Source organism: Streptomyces sp. UG1, from assembly GCF_049974585.1.
Taxonomy (GTDB): Bacteria; Actinomycetota; Actinomycetes; order Streptomycetales; family Streptomycetaceae; genus Streptomyces.
Genome location: NZ_JBNGGG010000001.1, coordinates 441313 through 463138, shown reverse-complemented (window position 1 = coordinate 463138; position 21826 = coordinate 441313). Strand labels below are relative to the sequence as shown.

20 protein-coding genes and 3 pseudogenes are annotated in these 21826 nt (G+C 71.9%); 6 read left to right on the top strand and 17 right to left on the bottom strand.

Annotated elements, in window-relative coordinates:
- On the top strand, window positions 1-861 hold the full coding sequence (folP, locus tag ACP4J3_RS02205) for a dihydropteroate synthase (RefSeq protein WP_426529702.1): 861 nt from the start codon (window positions 1-3) through the stop codon (window positions 859-861).
- Between the two features lie 36 nt (window positions 862-897).
- On the opposite strand, the gene ACP4J3_RS02200 is transcribed toward folP, so the two are convergent.
- From ACP4J3_RS02200 to dapE, 4 genes are all read right to left on the bottom strand, one after another.
- A complete protein-coding gene (locus ACP4J3_RS02200) occupies window positions 898-1158 on the bottom strand; it encodes a type II toxin-antitoxin system RelE family toxin (protein ID WP_426529700.1) in 261 nt (86 codons plus the stop codon).
- A complete protein-coding gene (locus ACP4J3_RS02195; protein WP_426529698.1) occupies window positions 1155-1421 on the bottom strand; it encodes a type II toxin-antitoxin system prevent-host-death family antitoxin in 267 nt (88 codons plus the stop codon). Before ACP4J3_RS02195 ends, ACP4J3_RS02200 begins: the two co-directional genes overlap by 4 nt.
- Before the next feature lie 47 nt (window positions 1422-1468).
- A complete protein-coding gene (locus ACP4J3_RS02190; RefSeq protein ID WP_426529696.1) occupies window positions 1469-2227 on the bottom strand; it encodes a TIGR00730 family Rossman fold protein in 759 nt (252 codons plus the stop codon).
- Window positions 2228-2331: 104 nt separating this feature from the next.
- Window positions 2332-3411, bottom strand: coding sequence for a succinyl-diaminopimelate desuccinylase (gene dapE / locus ACP4J3_RS02185; RefSeq protein ID WP_426529694.1), 1080 nt, complete (start codon window positions 3409-3411; stop codon window positions 2332-2334).
- Window positions 3412-3507: 96 nt separating this feature from the next.
- On the opposite strand from dapE, the gene ACP4J3_RS02180 reads away from it, so the two are divergent.
- Both ACP4J3_RS02180 and ACP4J3_RS02175 read left to right on the top strand, forming a co-directional pair.
- The gene (locus tag ACP4J3_RS02180; RefSeq protein ID WP_426529794.1) at window positions 3508-4500 is read left to right on the top strand and encodes a heavy metal transporter; all 993 of its coding nucleotides are present in this window, start codon (window positions 3508-3510) and stop codon (window positions 4498-4500) included.
- Window positions 4501-4864: 364 nt separating this feature from the next.
- The gene (locus tag ACP4J3_RS02175) at window positions 4865-5359 is read left to right on the top strand and encodes an ATP-binding protein (protein WP_426529692.1); all 495 of its coding nucleotides are present in this window, start codon (window positions 4865-4867) and stop codon (window positions 5357-5359) included.
- Between the two features lie 139 nt (window positions 5360-5498).
- On the opposite strand, the gene ACP4J3_RS02170 is transcribed toward ACP4J3_RS02175, so the two are convergent.
- A complete protein-coding gene (locus ACP4J3_RS02170; protein WP_426529690.1) occupies window positions 5499-6593 on the bottom strand; it encodes a bifunctional succinyldiaminopimelate transaminase/glutamate-prephenate aminotransferase in 1095 nt (364 codons plus the stop codon).
- Between the two features lie 124 nt (window positions 6594-6717).
- On the bottom strand, window positions 6718-7038 hold the full coding sequence (gene fdxA, locus ACP4J3_RS02165) for a ferredoxin (protein ID WP_030961637.1): 321 nt from the start codon (window positions 7036-7038) through the stop codon (window positions 6718-6720).
- A 140-nt stretch (window positions 7039-7178) separates the two neighbouring features.
- On the opposite strand from fdxA, the gene ACP4J3_RS02160 reads away from it, so the two are divergent.
- Together ACP4J3_RS02160 and ACP4J3_RS02155 are read left to right on the top strand one after the other, a co-directional pair.
- Complete coding sequence (locus ACP4J3_RS02160) at window positions 7179-8171, top strand: GNAT family N-acetyltransferase (protein WP_426529792.1); 993 nt, start codon at window positions 7179-7181, stop codon at window positions 8169-8171.
- 39 nt (window positions 8172-8210) lie between these two features.
- Window positions 8211-9062, top strand: coding sequence for a tetratricopeptide repeat protein (locus ACP4J3_RS02155; protein WP_426529688.1), 852 nt, complete (start codon window positions 8211-8213; stop codon window positions 9060-9062).
- A gap of 45 nt (window positions 9063-9107) precedes the next feature.
- Here the strand turns inward: ACP4J3_RS02155 and ACP4J3_RS02150 are convergent.
- From ACP4J3_RS02150 to ACP4J3_RS02110, 9 genes and pseudogenes are all read right to left on the bottom strand, one after another.
- Window positions 9108-9326: pseudogene (locus ACP4J3_RS02150) on the bottom strand (response regulator transcription factor); the annotation flags it as partial.
- A 163-nt stretch (window positions 9327-9489) separates the two neighbouring features.
- Window positions 9490-9885, bottom strand: a pseudogene (locus tag ACP4J3_RS02145) (response regulator); the annotation flags it as partial.
- Window positions 9882-11081 carry a sensor histidine kinase gene (locus tag ACP4J3_RS02140; protein WP_426529790.1) on the bottom strand — a complete coding sequence of 400 codons (1200 nt, stop codon included), beginning with the start codon at window positions 11079-11081 and terminating at the stop codon, window positions 9882-9884. The gene ACP4J3_RS02140 and the pseudogene ACP4J3_RS02145, both read right to left, overlap by 4 nt.
- Before the next feature lie 5 nt (window positions 11082-11086).
- Window positions 11087-11803: an ABC transporter permease gene (locus ACP4J3_RS02135; protein ID WP_426529788.1), complete on the bottom strand. Its 717-nt coding sequence runs from the start codon at window positions 11801-11803 to the stop codon at window positions 11087-11089.
- Between the two features lie 10 nt (window positions 11804-11813).
- A pseudogene (locus ACP4J3_RS02130) lies at window positions 11814-12627 on the bottom strand (ABC transporter ATP-binding protein); the annotation flags it as partial.
- A 162-nt stretch (window positions 12628-12789) separates the two neighbouring features.
- Window positions 12790-15498, bottom strand: a complete 2709-nt coding sequence (locus ACP4J3_RS02125; RefSeq protein WP_426529686.1) for a hypothetical protein — start codon at window positions 15496-15498, stop codon at window positions 12790-12792.
- Window positions 15499-15658: 160 nt separating this feature from the next.
- A complete protein-coding gene (locus ACP4J3_RS02120) occupies window positions 15659-16060 on the bottom strand; it encodes a DUF6113 family protein (RefSeq protein ID WP_426529684.1) in 402 nt (133 codons plus the stop codon).
- On the bottom strand, window positions 16057-16920 hold the full coding sequence (gene mshB, locus ACP4J3_RS02115; protein ID WP_426529682.1) for an N-acetyl-1-D-myo-inositol-2-amino-2-deoxy-alpha-D-glucopyranoside deacetylase: 864 nt from the start codon (window positions 16918-16920) through the stop codon (window positions 16057-16059). Before mshB ends, ACP4J3_RS02120 begins: the two co-directional genes overlap by 4 nt.
- A gap of 30 nt (window positions 16921-16950) precedes the next feature.
- Window positions 16951-17145, bottom strand: a complete 195-nt coding sequence (locus ACP4J3_RS02110) for a hypothetical protein (protein WP_019755516.1) — start codon at window positions 17143-17145, stop codon at window positions 16951-16953.
- A gap of 174 nt (window positions 17146-17319) precedes the next feature.
- Between ACP4J3_RS02110 and ACP4J3_RS02105 the strand changes: the two genes are divergently transcribed.
- Window positions 17320-19440, top strand: coding sequence for a prolyl oligopeptidase family serine peptidase (locus tag ACP4J3_RS02105; RefSeq protein ID WP_426529679.1), 2121 nt, complete (start codon window positions 17320-17322; stop codon window positions 19438-19440).
- Window positions 19441-19684: 244 nt separating this feature from the next.
- On the opposite strand, the gene ACP4J3_RS02100 is transcribed toward ACP4J3_RS02105, so the two are convergent.
- Window positions 19685-20731: an ABC transporter ATP-binding protein gene (locus ACP4J3_RS02100; protein WP_426529677.1), complete on the bottom strand. Its 1047-nt coding sequence runs from the start codon at window positions 20729-20731 to the stop codon at window positions 19685-19687.
- On the bottom strand, window positions 20724-21698 hold the full coding sequence (locus tag ACP4J3_RS02095) for an ABC transporter ATP-binding protein (RefSeq protein WP_426529675.1): 975 nt from the start codon (window positions 21696-21698) through the stop codon (window positions 20724-20726). The genes ACP4J3_RS02100 and ACP4J3_RS02095 overlap by 8 nt, the downstream gene beginning before the upstream one ends.
- Window positions 21699-21826 lie beyond the last annotated feature (128 nt).

Below are 21826 nucleotides of genomic sequence, written 5' to 3'. Positions count from 1 at the left end.
ATGCTCAGGCTGGGCAGGCGCGAGTTCGCGGCGCACGAACCGGTGATCATGGCGATCGTGAACCGGACCCCGGACTCCTTCTACGACCAAGGGGCGACGTTCCGTGACGAGCCGGCCCTCGCGCGCGTGGAGCAGGCCGTGGCCGAGGGCGCGGCGATCATCGACGTCGGTGGGGTCAAGGCGGGGCCGGGGGAAGAGGTGACCGCCGAGGAGGAGGCGCGGCGGACGGTCGGGTTCGTGGCGGAGGTGCGGCGGCGGTTCCCGGATGTCGTGATCAGCGTGGACACCTGGCGGGCCGAGGTGGGGGCGGCGGTGTGCGAGGCGGGGGCGGATCTGCTGAACGACGCGTGGGGCGGGGTCGATCCCGGGCTGGCGGAGGTCGCCGCGCGGTACGGGGTGGGGTTGGTGTGTACGCATGCCGGGGGTGCGGAGCCTCGGACCCGGCCGCATCGGGTGGCGTACGACGACGTCATGGCGGACATTCTGCGGGTGACGGTGGGGTTGGCCGAGCGGGCGCTGGCGCTGGGGGTGCCGCGGGAGTCGATCCTCATCGACCCCGGGCACGACTTCGGGAAGAACACCCGGCACAGTCTTGAGGCGACTCGGCGGCTGGGGGAGATGGTGGCGACGGGGTGGCCGGTGCTGGTGTCCCTGTCCAACAAGGACTTCGTCGGGGAGACGCTGGACAAGCCCGTGAAGGAACGGGTGGTGGGGACCTTGGCGACGACTGCGGTCTCCGCGTGGCTGGGGGCGCAGGTGTATCGGGTCCATGAGGTCGCGGAGACCCGCCAGGTGCTGGACATGGTGGCGTCGATCGCGGGGCATCGCCGGCCGGCGGTCGCGCGGCGGGGGTTGGCGTAGGGCCTGTCCGGCGAATCGCACCGGGCAGGCCCCAGGTCATGCGCGAGTGCGCCCAATGTGCTCGATGTGCTCGATGTGCAGGGTCCGCGGCTCAGGCACAACGCGGTACAGGATGCGCCACGGGCCGCGGTGGAGGCGACGGTGATGCGTGCCCCAGGCCCGGGATCCTTCGGGCCTGGGGTCACCGGCAAGTTGGTCGGTCGCCTGGAGGAGAGTGTCCACCCCATGGGAGTCGTCCTTGAGGTGGCCGGTTGCCTCGTCGAGCGCCGCCGGCTCCCACTGGACGTCCCAGGTCACGCCGTACTCCTCCCCGCGGCTTCGAGGAGTGTCCGCCGGGCCTCGGCGTGCGGAATGGGAGCTTCGGCACGCCCGAGGGCGCGGTCACGCTCAAGGCGGGCCACGGCAAGAGCGTCCTCAAGATCTTCGAGTTCCGCAGGAGAGATGAGGACGGCGGTGGGGACGCCGTGATCCGTCAAGGTGATGTGCTCGTGCTGGCCGGCCCGACGAGCGAGTTCACCGAGCTTGCCCCTCGCCTCGGCGATGGGATAGGTAGCGGACATGAACGAAGTGTACAAACACATGACACTTCTCGGTGGAGGGCCAAGTCCTAGCGGCCCGCCTCCTTCGACACCAGGGCCACCGCCTCCTGTACGTCGTCCGTGACGTGGAACAGGAGGAGGTCCTTCTCCGAGGCCTTGCCCTGGGCCACGAGGGTGTTGTTGAGCCAGTGGATCAGGCCGCCCCAGTACGCGCTGCCGAACAGGACGATCGGGAAGCGGGTGACCTTCTGGGTCTGGACGAGGGTGAGGGCCTCGAAGAGTTCGTCGAGGGTGCCGAGGCCGCCGGGCAGGACCACGAAACCCTGGGCGTACTTGACGAACATCATCTTGCGGACGAAGAAGTAGCGGAAGTTGAGCCCGATGTCGACGTAGGGGTTGAGGCCCTGCTCGAAGGGCAGCTCGATGCCGAGGCCGACCGAGGTGCCGCCCGCCTCGCACGCGCCCTTGTTGGCCGCCTCCATGGCGCCGGGGCCACCGCCGGTGATCACGGCCCAGCCGGCTTCGACCAGGCCTCGGCCCAGCCGCACTCCGGCGTCGTACTCGGGGGAGTCGACCGGTGTGCGCGAGGAGCCGAACACGCTGATCGCCGGGGGGAGTTCGGCGAGGGTGCCGAAGCCCTCGATGAACTCCGACTGGATGCGCAGGACTCGCCAGGGGTCCGTGTGGACCCAGTCGGTGGGCCCGCCCGCGTCCAGCAGCCGCTGGTCCGTGGTGCTCGCGGTCACCTGGCCGCGCCGCCGGAGGACCGGTCCCAGACGCTGCTCCTCCGGTGGCCGCCTGTTGCCCTCGGGGTTGCCGGTAGCCATGTAGAGCTCCCTCCGCTTGCCAGGTCTTTCCACCTCAGCGTAGATCCACGCGGGTTACGTACGGGGGACTTGGGCATGTCCGCCATGAAGCGCCGCATGGGCGGTCACGCCGTCAGCCACGCCCTCAGCCGCTCCTCGCCCGCGAGGATCTTCGCCGTCTCCACCCGCTCGTCCCGCTTGTGCGCCAAGTGCGGGTTGCCGGGGCCGTAGTTGACCGCCGGGACGCCCAGGGACGAGAAGCGGGAGACGTCCGTCCAGCCGTACTTGGGGCGGGGGGTGCCTCCGACCGCCGCCATGAAGGCCGCTGCCGCCGGGTGGCTCAGGCCCGGCAGCGCGCCGCCGCTGTGGTCGTCGATCACGAACTCCTCGACCCCGCAGTCGGCGAAGACCTCGCGGACGTGCGCGATGGCCTCCTCCTCCGTGCGGTCCGGTGCGTAGCGGAAGTTGACGGTCACGACGCATTCGTCCGGAATGACGTTGCCGGCCACGCCGCCCGAGATGCCGACCGCGTTCAGGCCCTCCCGGTACTCCAGGCCGTCGATCAGCGGGTAACGCGGTTCGTACGACGCCAGGCGCGCCAGGATCGGCGCCGCCGCGTGGATCGCGTTGGAGCCCATCCAGCCGCGCGCGGAGTGGGCGCGCTCGCCCTTGGTCTTGAGCAGCACCCTGAGCGTGCCCTGGCAGCCGCCCTCCACCTCGCCGTCCGACGGCTCGAGGAGCACCGCGAAGTCGCCCTCCAGCCACTCCGGGCGCGCCTCGGACACATGCTTGAGGCCGTTGAGGTCCGCGGTCACCTCTTCGTTGTCGTAGAAGACGAAGGTCAGGTCGCGGTTGGGGGCCGGGACCGTCGCCGCGATACGGAGCTGGACCGCCACGCCGGACTTCATGTCGCAGGTGCCGCAGCCCCACAGGACCCCGTCCTCGTCCAGCCTCGAGGGGACGTTGTCCGCGATCGGCACCGTGTCGACGTGCCCGGCGAGGATCACCCGCTCCGGCCGGCCGAGGTTCGTGCGCGCCACGACGTTGTTCCCGTACCGGTCGACCGTGAGGTGCGGCAGGGCGCGAAGGGCGGTCTCGATGGCGTCCGCGAGGGGCTGTTCGGTGCCGCTGACGGAGGGGAAGTCGACGAGCTGCGCGGTGAGCTTCGCGGCGTCCAGCGTGAGGTCAAGGGAGGTGTCGGCCATGGTGCCGACCCTAACGCGCCAGGCCGTCACCTCACTTTTCCCACCGTTTTTCCACAGCGCTCATACTCCTCAGTAACCTCAGCTACCTTGTACGACGTGCGAGAGCCGTCACCTTCTTCCAAGCGCCGCGGCCGCCTCCTTCGTCGTGGGGCGGCCTTCATGGTCCTGCTCGCCGTCGCGGGTTATCTCGCGGCGCATTACGTCACCGGTGGCGCCGGAGCCCCGGGCTGTGACGTCGTGTCGGGCAAGGGGGACGCGGCCAGATACGAGTTCACGCCGGAGCAGGCGGTGAACGCGGCGACGATCGCCGCCGTCGGCACCGGCCGCGGGCTGCCCGAGCGGGCCGTGACGATCGCGCTCGCCACCGCGCTCCAGGAGTCGGGGCTGCGCAACATCGACCACGGCGACCGCGACTCGCTGGGCCTGTTCCAGCAGCGGCCCTCGCAGGGCTGGGGCACACCGGAGGAGATCCGCGACCCGATCTACTCGGCGGGCATCTTCTACGAGCACCTGGTCAAGGTCCGCGACTACCAGCGACTGCCGCTCACCGTCGCCGCACAGCGCGTCCAGCGCAGCGGTTTCCCGGAGGCGTACGCCAAGCACGAGCCGGACGCGACACTGCTCGCCGCCGCGCTCACCGGACGTTCGGCGGCCACGCTGACCTGCAAGGGGCGCCCGCGCCCCGGCGTCACCCTGGCCGCGGGTGCGGACTCCGTACGGGACGCCCTGCTGCGGGACTTCGGGCGCGACGCGCTCCAGCCGGCCGCTGCGGAAGTGAGCGGCGAGAAGGCCGCGGCCTCGCCCACCCCGTCCGTGATCAAGCAGGACGACCGGACCGTCGTCCTGCCGGTGCCCGACGACGAGGACGCCGGCGCCGGGCGCAGCGCGAGCGAGCGCGGGTGGCAGTTGGCCCACTGGGCCGTGGCCAACGCCTCGGATCTGCACATCAAGCGGGTGTCGTACGCAGGGCGGGTGTGGATCGCCGGGAACACCGACAGCCAGTGGCGCCCGATCACCTCGCCGGGCACCTCGGGCGCTTCGGCGGCCGGGAGCGGCGCGGGCTCGGTCCGGATCGTGACGACCCGGTAGCGGACCACGTCCGCGTGGTACGCGCGACAGTTCGACCGGTCACCCTCACGGGTTGGCCGACGTGTCGGGCGGCGGCGGCGCGGGCAGGTTTTCGCGCGGTCATCCCCGAATCCGTCCAAAGCCTTGAGAACACAGGGCTGTAAGGATTCGGCGGACTTTCGGCCAGGAAGCGGTTTGCCCGTTTTTATCCGCAGGCGATAATGCGACGCATTGCCAACTCTTTACATTGGCGCGCCGCAACCTTCGCGGGCTTCGAGCGGTAGTCACTGCGTCCGAGCCCGGAGATCAACAGCCAGTCGGTCAACTGCCGGGCCTCGTCGGACACTTCATCGTTCTTATCCGACACACCCGTCGAAGGAGCATCATGTCCCTCCCCCTGTCCCGCCGGATCGCCCGTGCCGCGCTGCTCGTCGCTGCGGGAGCGGCTGCCGGGGTCGGTGCGGCCGGCTCCGCCAGCGCGGCCCCCGAACTGCCCGACGCCTCCAAGGTCGGCGGGCTGACCGCCCTGGACGGCACGACTGTCGTCGACGGCGCGGCCGCGAACGCCACCGGGATCGCCGGTGGCGCCGTCGACACGGCGGTCGACAAGGCGCTGCCGACCGCCACGAAGGCCGGCGACAAGGTGACCAAGACCGGCGGCAAGGCCGCGAAGAAGGCGGTGCCGACCGCGGCCAAGGCCGGCGGCAAGGTGACCAAGACCGGTGGCAAGGTCGCCAAGGAGCGTGCCGCCGCCGCGCAGGAGACCGCGGGTGGCGTGGCCGGTTCGGTCGGCTCCGTCCTCGGTGACACGGCCGGGTCGGCCACGCAGGGTGGGCTGCCGTCGACCGGGCTGCCGGTGCAGGGTCTTCCGGCCGTCTGACACGGCCGGCTGCGCCTGGCTTGAGCCGACGGGGCTCAGGGAGTTTCCCTGGGTCCCGTCGGCGTTTGTGTGCGTGCGTCGATACGTCGGCAGGGGCCGGGCGTGTTCATGCGGTGCCCGGCGCTGTCGGCTGTGGCCACTAGGCCAGGCGTTCCACCGCCGCCCTCACCCGCTCGTCCGTCGCCGTGAACGCCACGCGTACGTGGCGGGCGCCCGCCTCGCCGTAGAAGTCGCCGGGGGCCGCCAGGATGCCCAGGTCGGCCAGGTGGGCGACGGTGGTCCAGCAGGACTCGTCCCTGGTGGCCCAGAGGTAGAGGCTGGCCTCGCTGTGTTCGATGCGGAAGCCGTGGGCCTGAAGGGCCTCGCGCAGGGCCTTGCGGCGGGCCGCGTAGCGGTCGCGCTGGACGCGGACGTGTTCGTCGTCGCCCAGGGCCGCGATCACCGCCGCCTGGGTCGGTGCGGGGGTCATCATGCCGCCGTGCTTGCGGATCTCCAGGAGGGGGGCGAGGACGGCCGGGTCACCGGCCAGGAACGCCGCGCGGTAGCCCGCCAGGTTCGAGCGCTTGGACAGGGAGTGCACCGCGACGATGCCGTCGTACGAGCCGCCGTTCACGTCCGGGTGCAGGACCGAGACCGGGTCGGCCTCCCAGCCCAGCTCCAGGTAGCACTCGTCGGAGAAGAGCAGGACGCCGTGCGACCGGGCCCAGGCGACGATCCGGGTCAGATCCGCCTTGGAGAGGACCTTGCCCGTGGGGTTGGACGGGGAGTTCAGCCAGAGCAGCTTCAGGCCCCGCGGGTCCAGCTCCGTCGGGTCGTCGTAGACCTCGTACTCCGCGCGCGCGAGGCGGGCGCCCACCTCGTACGTGGGGTACGCCAGGCGCGGGTAGGCCACCCGGTCGCCGGGGCCGAGGCCGAGCTGGGTGGGGAGCCAGGCGACCAGTTCCTTGGAGCCGACGACGGGGAGCACGTGGCGGTGGGTCACCTCGCGGGCGCCCAGGCGACGCTCCAGCCAGCCTGTGATCGCGTCGCGCAGCGCCGGGGTGCCCCAGACCGTCGGATAGCCCGGGGAGTCCGCCGCCTCGATCAGGGCCTTCTGGATCAGCTCGGGGACCGGGTCGACCGGTGTGCCGACGGAGAGGTCGACGATGCCGTCCGGGTGCGCGGCGGCCGTCTTCTTGTACGGCTCCAGCTTGTCCCAGGGGAAGGTCGGAAGGCGCTCGGAGACTGCGGACACGGGATCTGGCTCACTTTCTGGTACGGCCGCTGGTACTGCCGGATACGGCGACGCCTCGGCCCCGTACGGCGATCAGGCCGTACGGGACCGAGGCGGCACGCTGTGTGCGGGTCGCCCGCGGGGATCACTCGGCCTGCGGCGGCAGCGCGGCGATGAAGGGGTGGTCCCGCTCGATCAGGCCCAGCTTGCTGGCGCCGCCGGGGGAGCCGAGCTCGTCGAAGAACTCGACGTTCGCCTTGTAGTAGTCCTTCCACTCCTCCGGAGTGTCGTCCTCGTAGAAGATCGCCTCGACCGGGCAGACCGGCTCACAGGCTCCGCAGTCGACGCATTCGTCCGGGTGGATGTACAAGGACCGGGAGCCCTCGTAGATGCAGTCGACCGGGCACTCCTCGATGCACGCCTTGTCCTTGACGTCGACACAAGGCTGCGCGATGACGTAGGTCACGCTGTCGTTCCTCCTCGATAGGGCGCTGGCGGGCCTCCGTAGGCTCCGCCGCCTGGCGCGCGGGAGCGCGGCGTCGTCGATGCCCGCCCCTAGTATCTCCGTTCTTGGGCATGATCCGAACAGGAGGGGTGAACCGACCTGTGGAAATCTCGTCGACGGGGCGCCTTGAGGTCCGTATCACCGCTGCTGACGTGGGTAAACGGGTCTCGGTACGGCGCTTGAGCGATCCTGGAACTCCGGGTGAGAAATTCACTGACACGGTGGGTGTTCTCGCATCATGGGACAGCGGTGTGCTGCTGATCACACGGAAGAGCGGCGAGACCGTCCGCATCCCGGAAGCGTCGCTGGTCGCGGGCAAGGTCGTGCCCGCCGCCCCGGCCCGGCGCCGGGGGCCCTCCGCGTCGTACGAGGAACTTGCGCACGTCTCTGCGCGCGCGTGGCGGCCGGTGGAGAGCGAGCGGCTCGGCGAGTGGGAGCTGCGGGCCGCGTCCGGGTTCACCCGGCGGGCCAACTCGGTGCTGCCGCTCGGCGACCCCGGGCTGCCGCTGCAGGACGCCCTCGACGCCGTACGGCGCTGGTACGGCGACCGCGGGCTGCCCGCGTACGTCCAGACCGCGACCGGGGCCGAGGGCACGCAGGAGCTGCTGTGCGCGGAGCTGGAGAAGCTGGGGTGGGTGCGGGAGGTGTCCGCCGAGCTGTGGATCGGGGCGCTGGCGCCGATCGCGGACCGGGACGAGGGCGCCGGGGTGGTGCTGGCCCGGGAGGCGGACGAGGCTTGGCTTACGCGGTATCAGCGCAAGGGGGTGAGCGAGGTGGCCCTGAAGGTGCTGAGCAGCGGGCCCTCTGTGTGGTTCGCGACGGTTCCGGGCGCGGGTGGCGGTGCGCCGGCCGCGATCGGGCGGTGTGTCGTGGACGGGCGGTGGGCCGGGTTCGCCGCCGTGGAGGTGGATCCGGCGCTGCGGCGGCAGGGGCTGGCCACCCGGGTGATGGCCGCGCTGGCCCGGCAGGCGCTCGACGAGGGGGCGTCGGCGGCCTGGCTGCAGGTCGAGACGGACAACGTGGGCGCGCGGGAGATGTACGCCCGGATGGGGTTCGCCGCGCATCACGCGTACCACCACTATCGATCTCCGTGAGCAGCGGTACCGATCGCCGTGAAAGGGCACGAGCCAGCTATGCGTCCCCTGTACCCCCCGACCCCCGAGCGCTCCGCCGAGCTGCGGCAGCGGTTCGCCGAAGAGGCGCGGTCCGAGCGGCCCGATCTGTCGATGCTGTGTCTGCTGGTGGGAGCGGAGGCCGACGGGGCGCTGGACGAGACGGGGATGGACTGCGCGCAGGTGGAGCTGGACGCGCTGGCCGGGCAGCTCCCGTACCGGCCCGGCGGGCCGCGGGCGTGGGCGGTCGCGCTGCGGGAGCTGCTCGGGGAGCGGTACGGGTTTCGCGGGTCCGCCGCGGACTATCAGCGGCTGGAGTCGTCGTTGCTGCATCAGGTGCTGGTGCGGCGCAGGGGGCTGCCGATTCTGCTGTCGGTGGTGTGGATGGAGGTCGCCCGGCGGGCGGGGGCTCCGGTGTACGGGGTCGCCCTGCCGGGGCACTTCGTGGTGGGGTTCGGGCCGGCCGAGGAGCAGGTGCTCGCCGATCCGTTCGACGGGGGGCGGGTGCTGACCGGGAGCGATGCGGAGCTGCTGGTGGCGGGGGCCACCGGGGCGGCGCTGCATCCGTCGATGCTGACGCCGGCGGATCCGTTGGACGTGGTGCTGCGGATCCTGAACAACGTCCGGGCGTGGGCGGCCGCTCGGCCCGAGCGCACGGATGTGGCGCTGTGGGCGCTGGAGCTGTCGTTGTCGCTGCCGTCGCATCCGGCTCGGCTGCGGTTCGAGCGGGCGCAGTTGCTCGTGCAGCGGGGGGACTTCCTGCGCGGGGCGGCCGAGCTGGAGGCGTACGCGGAGGTGGTGAGGGCGGTGGACGAGTCGGCCGCGGACCGGATCCGGCAGCAGGCACAGAGCGCGCGGGCGATGCTCAACTGACGGTTAATGCGCAACCGAGGGTTAATGCTCAACTGACGGTTGCCGTCACAGCCAGCCCTTGTCCCGCGCGATCCGTGCCGCCTCCGCCCGATTGCGCACCGCCAGCTTCTGGATCGCCGTCGACAGGTAGTTGCGGACGGTGCCCTGGGACAGGTGCAGGGCCGCCGCCAGCTCGGCGTTGGTCGAGCCGTCCTGCGCCGCTCGCAGGACCTCTCGCTCGCGGTCCGTCAGCGGGTTGGCGCCCTCCGCCAGCGCCGCAGCCGCTAGGGGGTGCTTGAAAGTCCCGTGCGGTGCCCGCGGTGTTCGGTGCGTGCCCTCGGCGTGCCGGACGAAGGCCCTCGTAGCGGAGCTACTCGGGCCTTTGGCCGGTGCGGCGAGGGTGCGTGCCGGGCGCCGCGGGTGCTGTGCGGGACTTTCAAACACCCCCTAGGGTCGGGTCGATGACCCGCTCCCCCGCCAGCACCTTGCGCACCGCCTCGGCCAGTTGGGCCGCGGGGGCGTCCTTGACCAGGAAGGCGTCGGCGCCGGACTCCATCGCGCTGCGCAGGTAGCCGGGGCGGCCGAAGGTGGTCAGGACGACCAGCTTGACGTCCGGGAGCTCCCGGTGGACCCGGGCCGCCGCCTCGATGCCGGTCATGCCCGGCATCTCGATGTCCAGCAGGGCCACGTCGACGCCGTGCTCACGGGCCGCCGCCGGCACCTCGTCGCCGCGCGCGACCTGGGCGACGACCTCGATGTCGTCCTCCAGGCCCAGCAGGGCGGCCAGGGCCTCGCGGACCATCGACTGGTCCTCGGCGAGGAGAACCTTGATCGTTCGGCTCATGAGCCGGATCCTACGGCCCGGTCATGGGGCACGGGGACCCGGGCGACCAGCCGGAAGCCGCGCCTGCCCCGGCCCGCCTCCAGCGTGCCGCCCGCCTTCTGCAGGCGCTCGGCGAGGCCGGTGAGGCCGTTGCCGGGGCCCTGTGCGGAACCGCCCGAGCCGTTGTCCTCGACGGTCAGCTCCAGGTGCGGCCCGTCCAGGGTCTGGCGGCGCAGCAGCTCGACCGTGCAGGCACTCGCGCCGCTGTGCCGTACGACGTTGGTGATCGCCTCGCGCAGCGCCCAGGCCAGGGCCGCCTCGCCGTCCTCGGGTACGCCGGTGAGGTCGGGGTCGGCCGGGACCTCGGCGGTGACCGCGGCGGCGGTGAGAGCCACCTGGGCGCCGGCGAGTTCGGCGGCGAGCCGGGGGCGCCGGTAGCCGGTGACCGCCTCCCTGACGTCCACCAGGGCCTGGCGGCTGACCTGTTCGATGTCGGCGACCTGCCGGGCCGCCTTGTCGGGGTGGCCGGGGAGCATACGACCGGCCAGCTCGCTCTTGAGCGTGATCAGCGACAGCGAGTGCCCCAGCAGGTCGTGCAGGTCGCGGGCGAGGCGCAACCGCTCCTCGTTGGCGGCCAGTTGGGCGACCGTGGCACGCGCCTTGCGCAGCTCGACGGTGGTGGCCACGAGCTGCCGGATGCCGGTCATGGCGTAGCCGACCAGGGGCACCACCAGGAACAGGCCCCAGGCCTCCTCCAGGTCGTGGGCGTGCTGGCCCGCCAGCATCATGGCGGCGGTGGTCAGCGGGATCGTCCAGTAGGCGGCCCGCAGCGGGAACGTCACTCCGCACATCACGGAGACGTACACGAACAGGCCGAGCCAGGAGCTGCCGAAGCCGAGGGCCAGGGCGACCGCGAGGATCCACTGCACGGCGACCGCGCCGACGACGATCCCGCCGCCGAAGGGCCGGCCCATCGTGCGGAAGACGACGGCCAGGTAGATCCCGACGAAGGCCACCAGGCCCGCCCAGCCGGTCGCCGTCGCCCCCGCCGGGTGCCGGCCGGAGGCCAGATCGTCCACCGGGGAGGCCAGGAAGACCAGCCACGGCAGGACCCACACCAGCTTGCGCACCGCCTCGCCACGGTGGCGGGGCGGCCGGCCGATCCGCACCAGCCGCTCCGCCCGGGCTTCCTCGTCGGGCCACGGGGCCTGCGTCATCGCGCTCACGCCTTCAGCGTGTCCTTCCGGTACAGCCAGGCCGCGCCGCCGGTGAACAGGGCGAAGGAGACGGCGAGTACGGCGATGTCCTGGGCGTGCGGGGCCCGGCTCTGCTCGATCGCCTGCCCCAGGGCAGCGTACGCGTGCGTGGGCACCCACTCGGCGATGTCCCGGAGCCACGTGGGGAAGCTCGTCGTCGGCATCCACAGGCCGCCCAGGATGGACAGCCCGAAGTAGGTGATCATCGTGATCGGCCGGACCGCGTCCCCGCTCGCGAGATAGCCGATCGCGACACCCAGCGCGGCGAAGACGAGGCTTCCGGCCCAGATCGCGCCGGTCAGCGCGAGCCACTGCCAGGCCTCCAGGCGTACGTCCTTCACGATCGCCGCGACGACGAACACGACGACGATCGACGGCAGGCTCACCACGGCCGAACTGGCCGTCTTCGCCATCACGTACCCGCGCCCGGGCAGCGCGGTCAGCCGCAACTGCCGTACCCAGCCGCCCTCCCGCTCCTTCGCGATGCGCTCGCTGTTGCCCATCAGAACGGCGGTGAGGGCGCCGAAGGAGGCCATCGAGACCATCATGTACGTCGGGAGGGTCAGCCCCGTCCCGTCGACCTTCGTGGTGCTGTCGGCGCCGCCCGCGATGAGCAGGAACAGCAGCGCGGGGTAGAGCACGGAGAAGAAGAGGAACTTGCGGTTGCGCAGGGCGCGGGTGATCTCGAGCTTGGCCGTAGAGGGCGTGGACGGTGGCGTCTGCGTCGGCGGACTGGATGCGGACGGTCCTTCCCGAGATGTGCAGTCCGCTCAGGAAGGGCAGGTCGCGCAGGGCCGCCTCGTCGATCCGGCCGTCGTGCAGGTCGAAGGAGATCCTGCGGGCCCCTGCCTTCGCCTTGATCTCGGCCGCCGTGCCGTCGGCCAGCAGCCTGCCCCGGTGCAGGACGAGCACGCGGTCGGCGACGGCGTCGGCCTCCTCCAGGTAGTGCGTGACGAACAGGACCGTGCGGCCCTGGTCGGCCTGGTCGCGCATGGTGGCCCAGAAGGCCTGGCGGGTGGTGACGTCCATGCCGGCGGTCGGCTCGTCCAGGACGATCAGGTCGCTGTCGCCGGCGGTGGCGAGGGCGAAGCGGACACGCTGGACCTGGCCACCGGAGAGCTTGTCGACCTTGCGGTCGGCGATCTGGGAGATGCCGGCGCGGGCGAGGACGTCGGGGACCGCGTGGGGCCTCGGGTGCAGATCGCAGGCGAGGCGGACCAGTTCGGCGACGGTGACCTCGTCCAACAGGCCGCCGCTCTGCAGCATGGCGCCGACCCGGCCGGCGACGATGGCCTCGCGCGGGCCGGGTGCCGAAGACCGCGACCGTGCCGCCGTCGGGCCGCTTGAGGCCGAGCAGCAGATCGAGCGTGGTGGACTTGCCCGCCCCGTTCGGGCCCAGCAGGGCCACGGTCTGCCCCGGGTACAGCGCGAGCGTCAGGCCGTCGACCGCCCGTACGCTCCCGAAGTTCTTGCTCACCTGGTCGAAGTCGACCGCTGTCGTTGTCATGCGTTCCAGGGTGGCCGCGCGGGCCCGGGCCCCGGCAGTGTCGGTGATCCTGATCGCCGGATGACAGATGTCATGGCCGGCCGCCCGTCAGCCACGCCTCGGAAGGGCTGAGGGGGCACCCGGTCTCGCCGGGTGCCCCCTCTCGTCGTCAGTGACCGACCGCTAGCTGGGGTTGGTGTCGATGACCGCCGTGCGGTTGGTCTTGCTCTGCAGGGCCTCGCGCAGGGCGCCGTAGACGTCCTGCGGGGTGACGGCCGTCTTCTCGCCGTTGCCGCGGGTGATGAGCACGCCGTCGAAGGCGCCGCCGTAGAGCTCCTTCAGCGCGGCGAGGTCGGGCGAGTCGACGAGCTTGCCGTTGACCGCCTTGGCCCCGAGGAACTTCCACAGGGACTTCTCCGGGCTCATGAGGACGGGGCTCACCCCCTCCGCCTGAATCGTCACCGGGGCCGACATCGCCGGCTGGGCGAACTCCTTCATGAACCGGTCGACCTCGGCGTTCGAGACCGTCGGCTGCTGAGTCGTCGTCGGGACGGTCACCGGGTCGCTCGCGCCGGTCTCGACCTGGGTGCGGAACGCCTCCTCGACCGCGTCCGTGGACTTGGTGACGTCGATGCCCTTGCCCGCCTTGCCGTAGACGGCGACGGCCTTGCCGGCCTCGAACTTGACCGTGCCGTCGGTCACCGCGCCGGAGCCGCCGGAGACGTCCTCCAGGGCGGCGTGCAGCTTCTCCTCGTCGGTGGGCATGACCGGGTCGACGACCCGGTGGTTGCCAAAGAGCGAGCCGATGACCGAGACGGGGTTGTAGTCGCTGCTCGCGGCCGTGCTGACCGTCTGCTGCATGTCGAACTGCAGCCCGGCCTTGTCCGGCGCCAGCGACACGGTCTTGCCGCCGACCGACAGCTTCAGCGGCTTGGTGACCCGCTCGTCGAAGGCGTCGTTGAGCTTCTGGACCGCGTCGTCGCGGGTGCCGCCGCCGATGTCGACGCCGAGCACGGTGGTGCCCTTGGGCACGTCGGTGTGGTTCATCAGCAGGCCGGCGCCGTAGAGGCCGCCCGCGAGGACGACCACGCCGCCGCCGACCAGCGCCAGCTTGCTGCGGCCCTTCTTCTTCGGCGGGCGGGAGGACGAGGCGTTCGACGTGGACGGCTCGGGCAGGTTCGGGGGCGTGTGCGGCCCGGGCGTATCGCTGCCGCCGCCCGGCCCGAAGGGGCCGCTCTGGGCCCCGGAGGGCACCACCGGGATGCCGCTGGTGACGGTGTGGCTGGAGACGTTGTCGGCGACGCCGCCGTAGTTCGGGTTGCCGGGCTCGGGGGCCGGCTTCTGCGGCGTGAGGATCGCGGTGTCGTCGCTCATGCCACCGCCGGGGCCGTGGCCCGGGGTGTGGAACGCGGAACCGGGACCGCCGGAGGCGCCGGGACCACCGGGGCCGACGGGGCCGTTCGGGCCGTTGCCGGGGGCACCCGGACCTGCCGGACCGTTCGGGCCGTTGCCCGGACCGCCCGAGCGGCCGGACCGCGCCGGGCCGACGTTGATACCGGGCGCACCGGGACCGCCGGGGCCACCGGATCCGGCAGTACCGCCAGGCGCACCGGAGCCACCGAGCCCACCGGGGCCGCCAGGCACACCAGGGCCGCCGGATCCGCCAGGCACACCGGATCCGCTCGGACCACCGGGACCGCCGGGACCACCAGAGCCGCCGGGCCTACCGGGACCGCCAGGGCCCCCGGATCCATGCGCACCGCCGAGCCCGGCCGTACCGCCGCCCGCGACCGGCGGTACGGCCGGGCCGTCGCCGGTGACCGGACCGGTCGTCGGGCCGGCGGGACCCTGTGCGCCGCCTCGCCCGCCACGGCCGCTCGGGCCGTTGAAGTCGCTGGAGCCGCCGAAGTCGCCCGGGCCGCCGAAGTCGCTGGAGTCGTCGAAGTCCCCCGGGGCGTTGAAGTCGGCGGACGGGTCGAAGCCGCCCGGGCCGCCTTGGGCGCCGTAGCCGCCCGAACCGTTCGAACTCCCCTGGCCACCCTGGGCGCCGTAGCCACCAGGACCGCTCGGGCCGCCGCTCCCGCTCCCGTTCCCGTTCTCCGAGAAGTACGGCAGGTCGTCGCGGCGGGCCTCGCCGCCGGGGCGTGTGCCGTTGGCGCCGCCCAGCGGGCCCGCCGCCAGGGCCTCGGTGACGTCGAAGGAACCGGTGCCGCCGCCGTGTCCCGGGGCCACAGGGCCGCCGGTCGCGCCGGGGAGGCCCGTGCCGTTGGTACCGCCCGGACGGGACCCGCCGGGCACGCTCATGGAGCCGACGACACCGCCGGGCCGCCCGCCACCGCCACCCGGACGCCCACCACCGGGCACACCAGCGCCATTGGCACCGGCACCCGGACGCGCACCACCGGGCGCACCGGCGCCGTTGGCCCCCGCGCCGGGACCCGAACCGCCGGGCAGACCGGCCCCGTTGGTGGCACCGCTGCCCTGACCGCCCTTGCCCGCCGCGGACTTGCGCGGAGCGAACCAGTCGCTCGTCTTCTCCTCCGCCTGCGCCGTGGGCTCGGCCGGAGGCTCGACGCTGCCCGTGGCCGTGGACGTGACGCCGGACGGCGCCGGGGCCTCGGGCTCCGCGCTCTCGCCGGCGGTGTTCTCCGCCTCGGCGACGGGCTTGCGCACGACGACCGGCGGAATGGGCCGCGATCCGGGGATGTTGATCCGGATCCGGGTCGTCAGCGTGGTCTCGGTCTTGCGTTCCTCCGGCTGCGCGCCCGAACGGCCCGCGTCCGCACCGCTGTCGGAAGCCATGGGGGTCCCGTACGGCGGCGTGCCCGAGGGGTATGCGGCTCCGCCGCGCCCGTTGGGCCCGGAGGACGGAGTGTCAGTTTCACGACTCAAGGCAGGTTCTCCCGGTTGGCTCCACCGCCCGTTTCGACCTCATTGCTGGGGGCGACTCGGCGGCGCGCACCACCATACTGGCCACTTCTGGCCCGTATCCCACGACCGCCTGGGAAACCCACACGGGACTCGCACGAGTGCGGTGCGGAGAAGTGGTACGTCACTTGCCAAGTCGGACGCCGTCGCCACCCGGTTGCCGCAATGGCACGAGGGTGGCGCAGATCACAGCGAGCGCCATACCGCCGAGCAGGAAGAGATAGGAGGAGGCTCCCACGCCGAAGACGAGGTCGCCCTCGGGGCGCCTGAAGGTGAGCAGGACGACGGAGATCATCCAGCCGCCGGCCGGCGCCACGGCCCCGCCCCGGCTGCCCGCCGCCCGTCCGGCGCCCAGCAGCAGCCCGGCCTCGCCGGCGAGCGCGAGCAGCAGCCCGCCCGGGAACCAGGCCGCCTGCACCAGCGCCCCGGCCACGCCGACCACCGCGCCGAGCACGAAGAGGCCGATGTAGGCGAGGACGCGCAGCGCGGAGGGCCGCTTCAGTGGCTGGGCGAGCATCGAGCTCATGACGCCTCCTGGGGGGCGAGACCGGCGAACAGGTCGGACTCCGGGCGCCCCGTCTGCCGCCCGTGCACCAACTCGTAGTACTCGGTGGTGAACAGGGGCTGCGCGAGTTCGTTGGAGAGCGCGAAGTACGGCTCGGCCACGTCGATCTGGGTGGCGTGCGCGCGCATCGCGGCGGCCTTGGCGGCGCCGTGCGCGGTGCCGTCGATCACGGTGGTGATCCGCTCGTCCTCGACGACGCCCGGCACGTCGGCGACGGTGGCGGCCTTGCCGAAGGGCAGGGTGGGCAGATCCACCTGAAGCCGGGCGAAGGCCTGCTCGGCGGCCGTGCGCGGGACACGGTTCCAGTAGATCTTGGGGATCTCCCACCCGGCGCCGGCGGCCAGCTCGGCCGCGCGCATGGCGATGCGGTGGGCCTGGATGTGGTCCGGGTGGCCGTATCCGCCGTCGGGGTCGTAGGTGACCAGGACCTGGGGGCGTACCTCCAGGATCACCTCGACGAGAGCGCGGGCCGCGTCGTCGACGTCCGCCTGCCACAGGGACGCGGGGTCGTCGTTGTCGGCGATGCCCATCATCCCGGAGTCCTCGTAGCGGCCCCTGCCGCCGAGGAGACGGAAGTCCTCGACGCCGAGTTCGCGCATCGCGGCGGTGAGCTCGGCCAGGCGGTGTGCGCCCAGGGCGGCGCCGGTCAGGTGCTGGAGCTGCGGGGGGATGACCTCGCCGTGCTCGCCGAGGGTGCAGGTGACCAGGGTCACCCGAGCGCCCTCGGCCGCGTACCTGGCCATGGTCGCGCCGTTGTTGATCGACTCGTCGTCCGGGTGCGCGTGCACCAGGAGGAGACGTCGAGCAGGCTGTTCCGTCATGGCCTCCACCCTACGAGGAGACCAGGAGGCTCAGAACTTGATGCTGCCGATCATGCCTGCGATGTTCGTCGTCAGCTCACTGATGGTGGGCGCGACGGTCGAGGACGCCAGGTAGAAGCCGAGCAGCATGCAGACCACCGCATGACCGGCCTTCAGTCCTGATTTCTTGATCAGCAGGAAGACGATGATCGCCAGCAGCACCACCGCCGAAATCGAGAGTGCCACGGCGGCTCACCTCCAAGAATCCCGGGCGCGGGGGTGGATTGTGGGGGCAGATAAATCCATGCAGCAGCCAGCAGGTTCATACCCACTATGCGCCAGTGATCATAACTATCCGTACGTGCGCATCGATCGGCGCACAGCCGCACAAGGGGGCGCACTGGCCAATATGGTCGAGGCATGACGACCGAGCCTGTGTCCTTCCCCCGACGGCACGCCCGCACCCAGAGGTTCACCTTCGGCGCGCCGCGCGCGTTCGCGGTTGCGCCCGACGGCAGCCGTGTCGCGTTCCTGCGCTCCACCTCCGGCACCGACCCGGCGAGTTCGCTGTGGGTGCTCGACACGGAGGGCGGCGAGGAGCGCGTGGCCGCCGACCCGCGCGCCCTGCTGGGCGGCGCCTCGGAAGACCTCTCACCCGAGGAGCGGGCGCGGCGCGAGCGCAGCCGTGAGGCCGGCGCCGGCATCGTCGCCCACGCCACCGACACGGCCGTCGAGTTGGCGTCTTTCGCCTTGTCAGGGCGGCTTTTCACGGCCGAGCTGCGGGCCGGTACGGCACGTGAACTCCCGGTCCCCGGGCCGGTGATCGACCCGCGCCCCTCCCCCGACGGACGGCACATCGCGTACGTCGCGCAGGGTGCCCTGAGGGTGGTGGGCGCCGAGGGCGAGGGCGACCGTGCGCTCGCCGAGCCGGAGTCGGACGGGGTGACGTACGGCCTGGCCGAGTTCATCGCGGCCGAGGAGATGGGCCGCCACCGGGGCTTTTGGTGGGGTCCGGAGTCGGACCGGCTGCTGGTGGCGCGGGCGGACGACACGCCGGTGAGCCGGTGGTGGATCTCCGATCCTGCGCGTCCGGAGCGCGAGCCTCGGCGGGTGCCGTATCCGGCGGCGGGGACGGCGAACGCGGACGTACGGCTGTTCGTGATCGGTCTCGACGGGGCGCGCACGGAAATCTCCTGGGACCGGGCCCGCTACCCGTATCTGGCGCGAGTGCACTGGTCAGAGGCGGGTGCGCCGCTGCTGCTCGTACAGGCGCGCGACCAGCGCAGCCAGCTCTTCCTGGCGGTGGACCCGGCGACCGGGTCGACCCGGATGGTGCATGCCGACGAAGATCCACAATGGCTGGATCTTTTCCCTGGGGTGCCCTGCTGGAGCCCGTCGGGGAACCTCGTGCGCATCGCCGACGAGGGCGGCGCGCGGGTGCTCACGGTGGGCGAACGTCCGCTGACGGGACCGCAGTTGCATGTCCGCGCGGTGCTGGACGTCTCCGCGGACGACGTGCTGATCTCGGCGTCGGCGGGCGAGGCCGCGACCGCCGCGGAGATCGGCGAAGTGCATGTGTACCGGGTGAACGAGCTGGGCGTGGAGCGGGTGTCGCAGGAGCCCGGGGTGCACTCGGCGGTGCGCTCCGGGAGCGTGACGGTGCTGGTGTCCCACGCCCTCGACCGGCCCGGTGCTCAGGTCCAGGTGCTGCGCGACGGGAAGCGGATGGCGACCGTCCGATCCTGTGCCGAAGATCCCGGTCTGACCCCGCGCGTGACCCTCACCGAGGGGGGCGCACGCCGCGTCCCGTGCGCCGTGCTTATGCCTCGGGACTACGCCGGTGACACCCCGCTCCCGGTTTTGCTCGACCCCTACGGAGGTCCGCACAGCTCACGGGTGGTCGCCGCGCACAACGCCTTCCTCACCTCGCAGTGGTTCGCCGACCAGGGGTTCGCGGTGGTCGTCGCGGACGGGCGGGGCACGCCGGGGCGGTCGCCGGCCTGGGAGAAGGCGATCAAGGACGACATCGCGGCGGTCGTGGTGCAGGACCAGGTCGACGCCCTGCAGTCGCTCGCCGAGCGGTTCCCGCTCGATCTGACCCGGGTCGCGATCCGCGGCTGGTCCTTCGGCGGCTATCTGGCGGGGCTCGCGGTGCTGCGCCGTCCGGACGTCTTCCACGCGGCCGTGGTCGGCGCCCCCGTCACCGATCTGCGGTTGTACGACACCCACTACCAGGAGCGCTACGTCGGACACCCCGGGGAACAGCCGGAGGTCTACCGGCGCAACTCGCTGATCGACGACGCGGGCCTGGTGGACCCGGCCGAGCCGCACCGCCCGATGATGATCGTCCACGGGCTGGCGGACGACAACGTGGTCGTCGCCCACTCCCTGCGGCTGTCCTCGGCCCTGCTCGCCGCCGGCCGCCCGCACGAGGTGCTGCCGCTGTCCGGGGTGACCCACATGACCCCGCAGGAGGAGGTCGCGGAGAACCTGTTGCTGCTCCAGCTCGACTTCATCCGGCGCGCTCTCGGGCCGGCCTGAGGGAAACACTCCACAGAGCACCGCAACCATTAATTGAGGAACCACGACGAAGCACCAGCCAGGTCCGCGAGAGCGGCGCCGGTTTAGGCGCAAAGAACAGCAACGGACCGGGGTGACATGGCGCACCCCGGTCCGTTTACGGCACCCGCACGGCCGTACGCTGTTCAGACTCGCGCGTCCGTATATCGGGATCGGGTCGGCTGAGTTGCCTGTGTGTTAACGCAGTTGGTGGGCGTTTGTACGGCTATGGCCCTGCCTCTACGGGAACCACATCCATCTCCTGCGCGAAGTGACACGCCGAATCGTGCGCCGCCGGCCCGCCCGGCCCCCGGAACTCCGCCGGCACCGCGAGCGGCGGCACCTCCCGGGCGCAGCGCTCCTCGGCCTTCCAGCAGCGGGTGCGGAAGCGGCAGCCGGAGGGGACGTGCGTCGGGGACGGGACGTCGCCGGCCAGGATGATGCGCTCGCGGTGTTCACGGGCCTCCGGGTCGGGGACGGGGACCGCGGAGAGCAGGGCCTGGGTGTAGGGGTGCGTGGGGTGGTCGTAGATCTCGGCGTCCCTGCCGACCTCCACGATCCGGCCGAGGTACATCACCCCGACCCGGTCGGAGATGTGCCGGACGATGGACAGGTCGTGGGCGATGAAGACGTAGGAGAGCCCGAACTCGTTCTGGAGACGGTCCATCAGGTTGATGACCTGGGCCTGGACGGAGACGTCGAGCGCGGAGACGGGCTCGTCGGCGACGATGATCTCGGGGCGCAGCGCCAGCCCCCTCGCGATGCCGATGCGTTGGCGCTGGCCGCCGGAGAACTGGTGCGGATAGCGGTTGATGTACTCGGGGTTGAGGCCGACCACGTCCAGCAGCTCGCGCACCCGGCGCCGCCGGTCGCCCTTCGGGGCGACCTCGGGGTGGATGTCGTAGGGCTCCCCGATGATGTCGCCCACCGTCATCCGGGGGTTGAGGGAGGTGTACGGGTCCTGGAAGACCATCTGGATGTTGCGGCGTACGGCCTTCAGGGCGCGGCCGGAGAGCCTGGTGATGTCCTCGCCCTTGTAGCGGATCTCCCCGGCCGTCGGTCTCTCCAGGTTGACCAGCATCCTGGCGACCGTGGACTTGCCGCAGCCGGATTCGCCGACGATGCCGAGGGTTTCTCCGGAGCCGAGTTCGAAGTCGACGCCGTCGACGGCCTTCACGGCGCCGATCTGTTTTCTGAAGAGGATGCCCTGGGTGAGCGGGTAGTGCTTGACGAGTCCGCGCACTTCGAGGATCGGCTCAGGCATGTCAGCCATGCAGGCACTCCCTCCAGAAGTGACAGGCGCTGCCGCGTTGTTCGGAGACCTCGTGGAGCGGGGGCTCGTCGGTGCGGCAGACGTCCCGGGCCAGGGGGCAGCGGGGGTGGAAGGCGCAGCCGGGTGGGATGTCCATGAGGTTGGGGGGCAGGCCCTTGATGGCGTAGAGCTCCCGGCCCTTCTGGTCGAGCCGGGGGATGGAGTCGAGCAGGCCCCGGGTGTACGGGTGGGCGGGTGCCTTGTAGATGTCGTGGACCGGCGCCGACTCGACGATCCGGCCCGCGTACATCACCGCGATCCGGTCGGCGACGTCCGCGACCACGCCGAGGTCGTGGGTGATCAGGACGAGGCCCATGCGGTACTCGCGCCGCAGCTCGGCGAGCAGGTCCATCACCTGGGCCTGGACGGTGACGTCGAGTGCGGTGGTCGGCTCGTCGGCGATGACGAGCGCCGGTTCGAGGGCGAGGGCCATCGCGATCATGATGCGCTGGCGCATACCGCCGGAGAACTGGTGGGGGTACTGCTTGACGCGCTCCTCGGCGGCCGGGATGCGCACGCGGTCCATCAGCTCCACGGCCTTCGCCCGCGCGTCCTTCTTCGACATGCCCCGGTGGACGATGAACATCTCGCCGAGCTGGTCGCCGACGCTCAGCACGGGGTTGAGGGACGACAGCGCGTCCTGGAAGATCATCGCCATCTCGGCGCCACGGATCTTGCGCCGCTCCTCCTCCTTCAGCCCCAGCAGGTCCCGCCCCTGGAAGCGGATCTCGCCGCCGGTGATCCGCCCCGGCGGCTGATCGAGAATCCCCATCACCGCCTGCGCGGTCACCGACTTCCCGGACCCCGACTCCCCGAGCACGGCGAGCGTCTCCCCCGCGTCCACGCCGTAGTCGACGCCGTTGACGGCCCGGGCGACGCCGTCCCGGGTCTCGAACTGCACATGCAGGTCCCGCACTTCCAGCAGCATGCGGCGGCTCACCTCGATTCCGGATCGGGAGCGTGGCGTCCGGCGTCGCGGAGCGGTTGAAGGCCGGGTCCGTGATCGCCGGAGCGGCCGAGGGCGACCACTCGGGCCAGAGAACCACCGCGACCCCC

Excerpts from the sequence above, each read along its gene's own strand:
- ACP4J3_RS02155 (WP_426529688.1), top strand. The coding sequence starts at position 8,211 with ATGCGTCCCCTGTACCCCCCGACCCCCGAGCGCTCCGCCGAGCTGCGG.
- ACP4J3_RS02190 (WP_426529696.1), bottom strand. The coding sequence starts at position 2,227 with ATGGCTACCGGCAACCCCGAGGGCAACAGGCGGCCACCGGAGGAGCAG.
- folP (WP_426529702.1), top strand. The coding sequence starts at position 1 with ATGCTCAGGCTGGGCAGGCGCGAGTTCGCGGCGCACGAACCGGTGATC.
- ACP4J3_RS02195 (WP_426529698.1), bottom strand. The coding sequence starts at position 1,421 with ATGTCCGCTACCTATCCCATCGCCGAGGCGAGGGGCAAGCTCGGTGAA.
- dapE (WP_426529694.1), bottom strand. The coding sequence starts at position 3,411 with ATGGCCGACACCTCCCTTGACCTCACGCTGGACGCCGCGAAGCTCACC.
- ACP4J3_RS02175 (WP_426529692.1), top strand. The coding sequence starts at position 4,865 with ATGTCCCTCCCCCTGTCCCGCCGGATCGCCCGTGCCGCGCTGCTCGTC.
- ACP4J3_RS02120 (WP_426529684.1), bottom strand. The coding sequence starts at position 16,060 with ATGAGCTCGATGCTCGCCCAGCCACTGAAGCGGCCCTCCGCGCTGCGC.
- ACP4J3_RS02100 (WP_426529677.1), bottom strand. The coding sequence starts at position 20,731 with ATGGCTGACATGCCTGAGCCGATCCTCGAAGTGCGCGGACTCGTCAAG.
- mshB (WP_426529682.1), bottom strand. The coding sequence starts at position 16,920 with ATGACGGAACAGCCTGCTCGACGTCTCCTCCTGGTGCACGCGCACCCG.
- ACP4J3_RS02095 (WP_426529675.1), bottom strand. The coding sequence starts at position 21,698 with ATGCTGCTGGAAGTGCGGGACCTGCATGTGCAGTTCGAGACCCGGGAC.
- ACP4J3_RS02105 (WP_426529679.1), top strand. The coding sequence starts at position 17,320 with ATGACGACCGAGCCTGTGTCCTTCCCCCGACGGCACGCCCGCACCCAG.
- ACP4J3_RS02140 (WP_426529790.1), bottom strand. The coding sequence starts at position 11,081 with ATGACGCAGGCCCCGTGGCCCGACGAGGAAGCCCGGGCGGAGCGGCTG.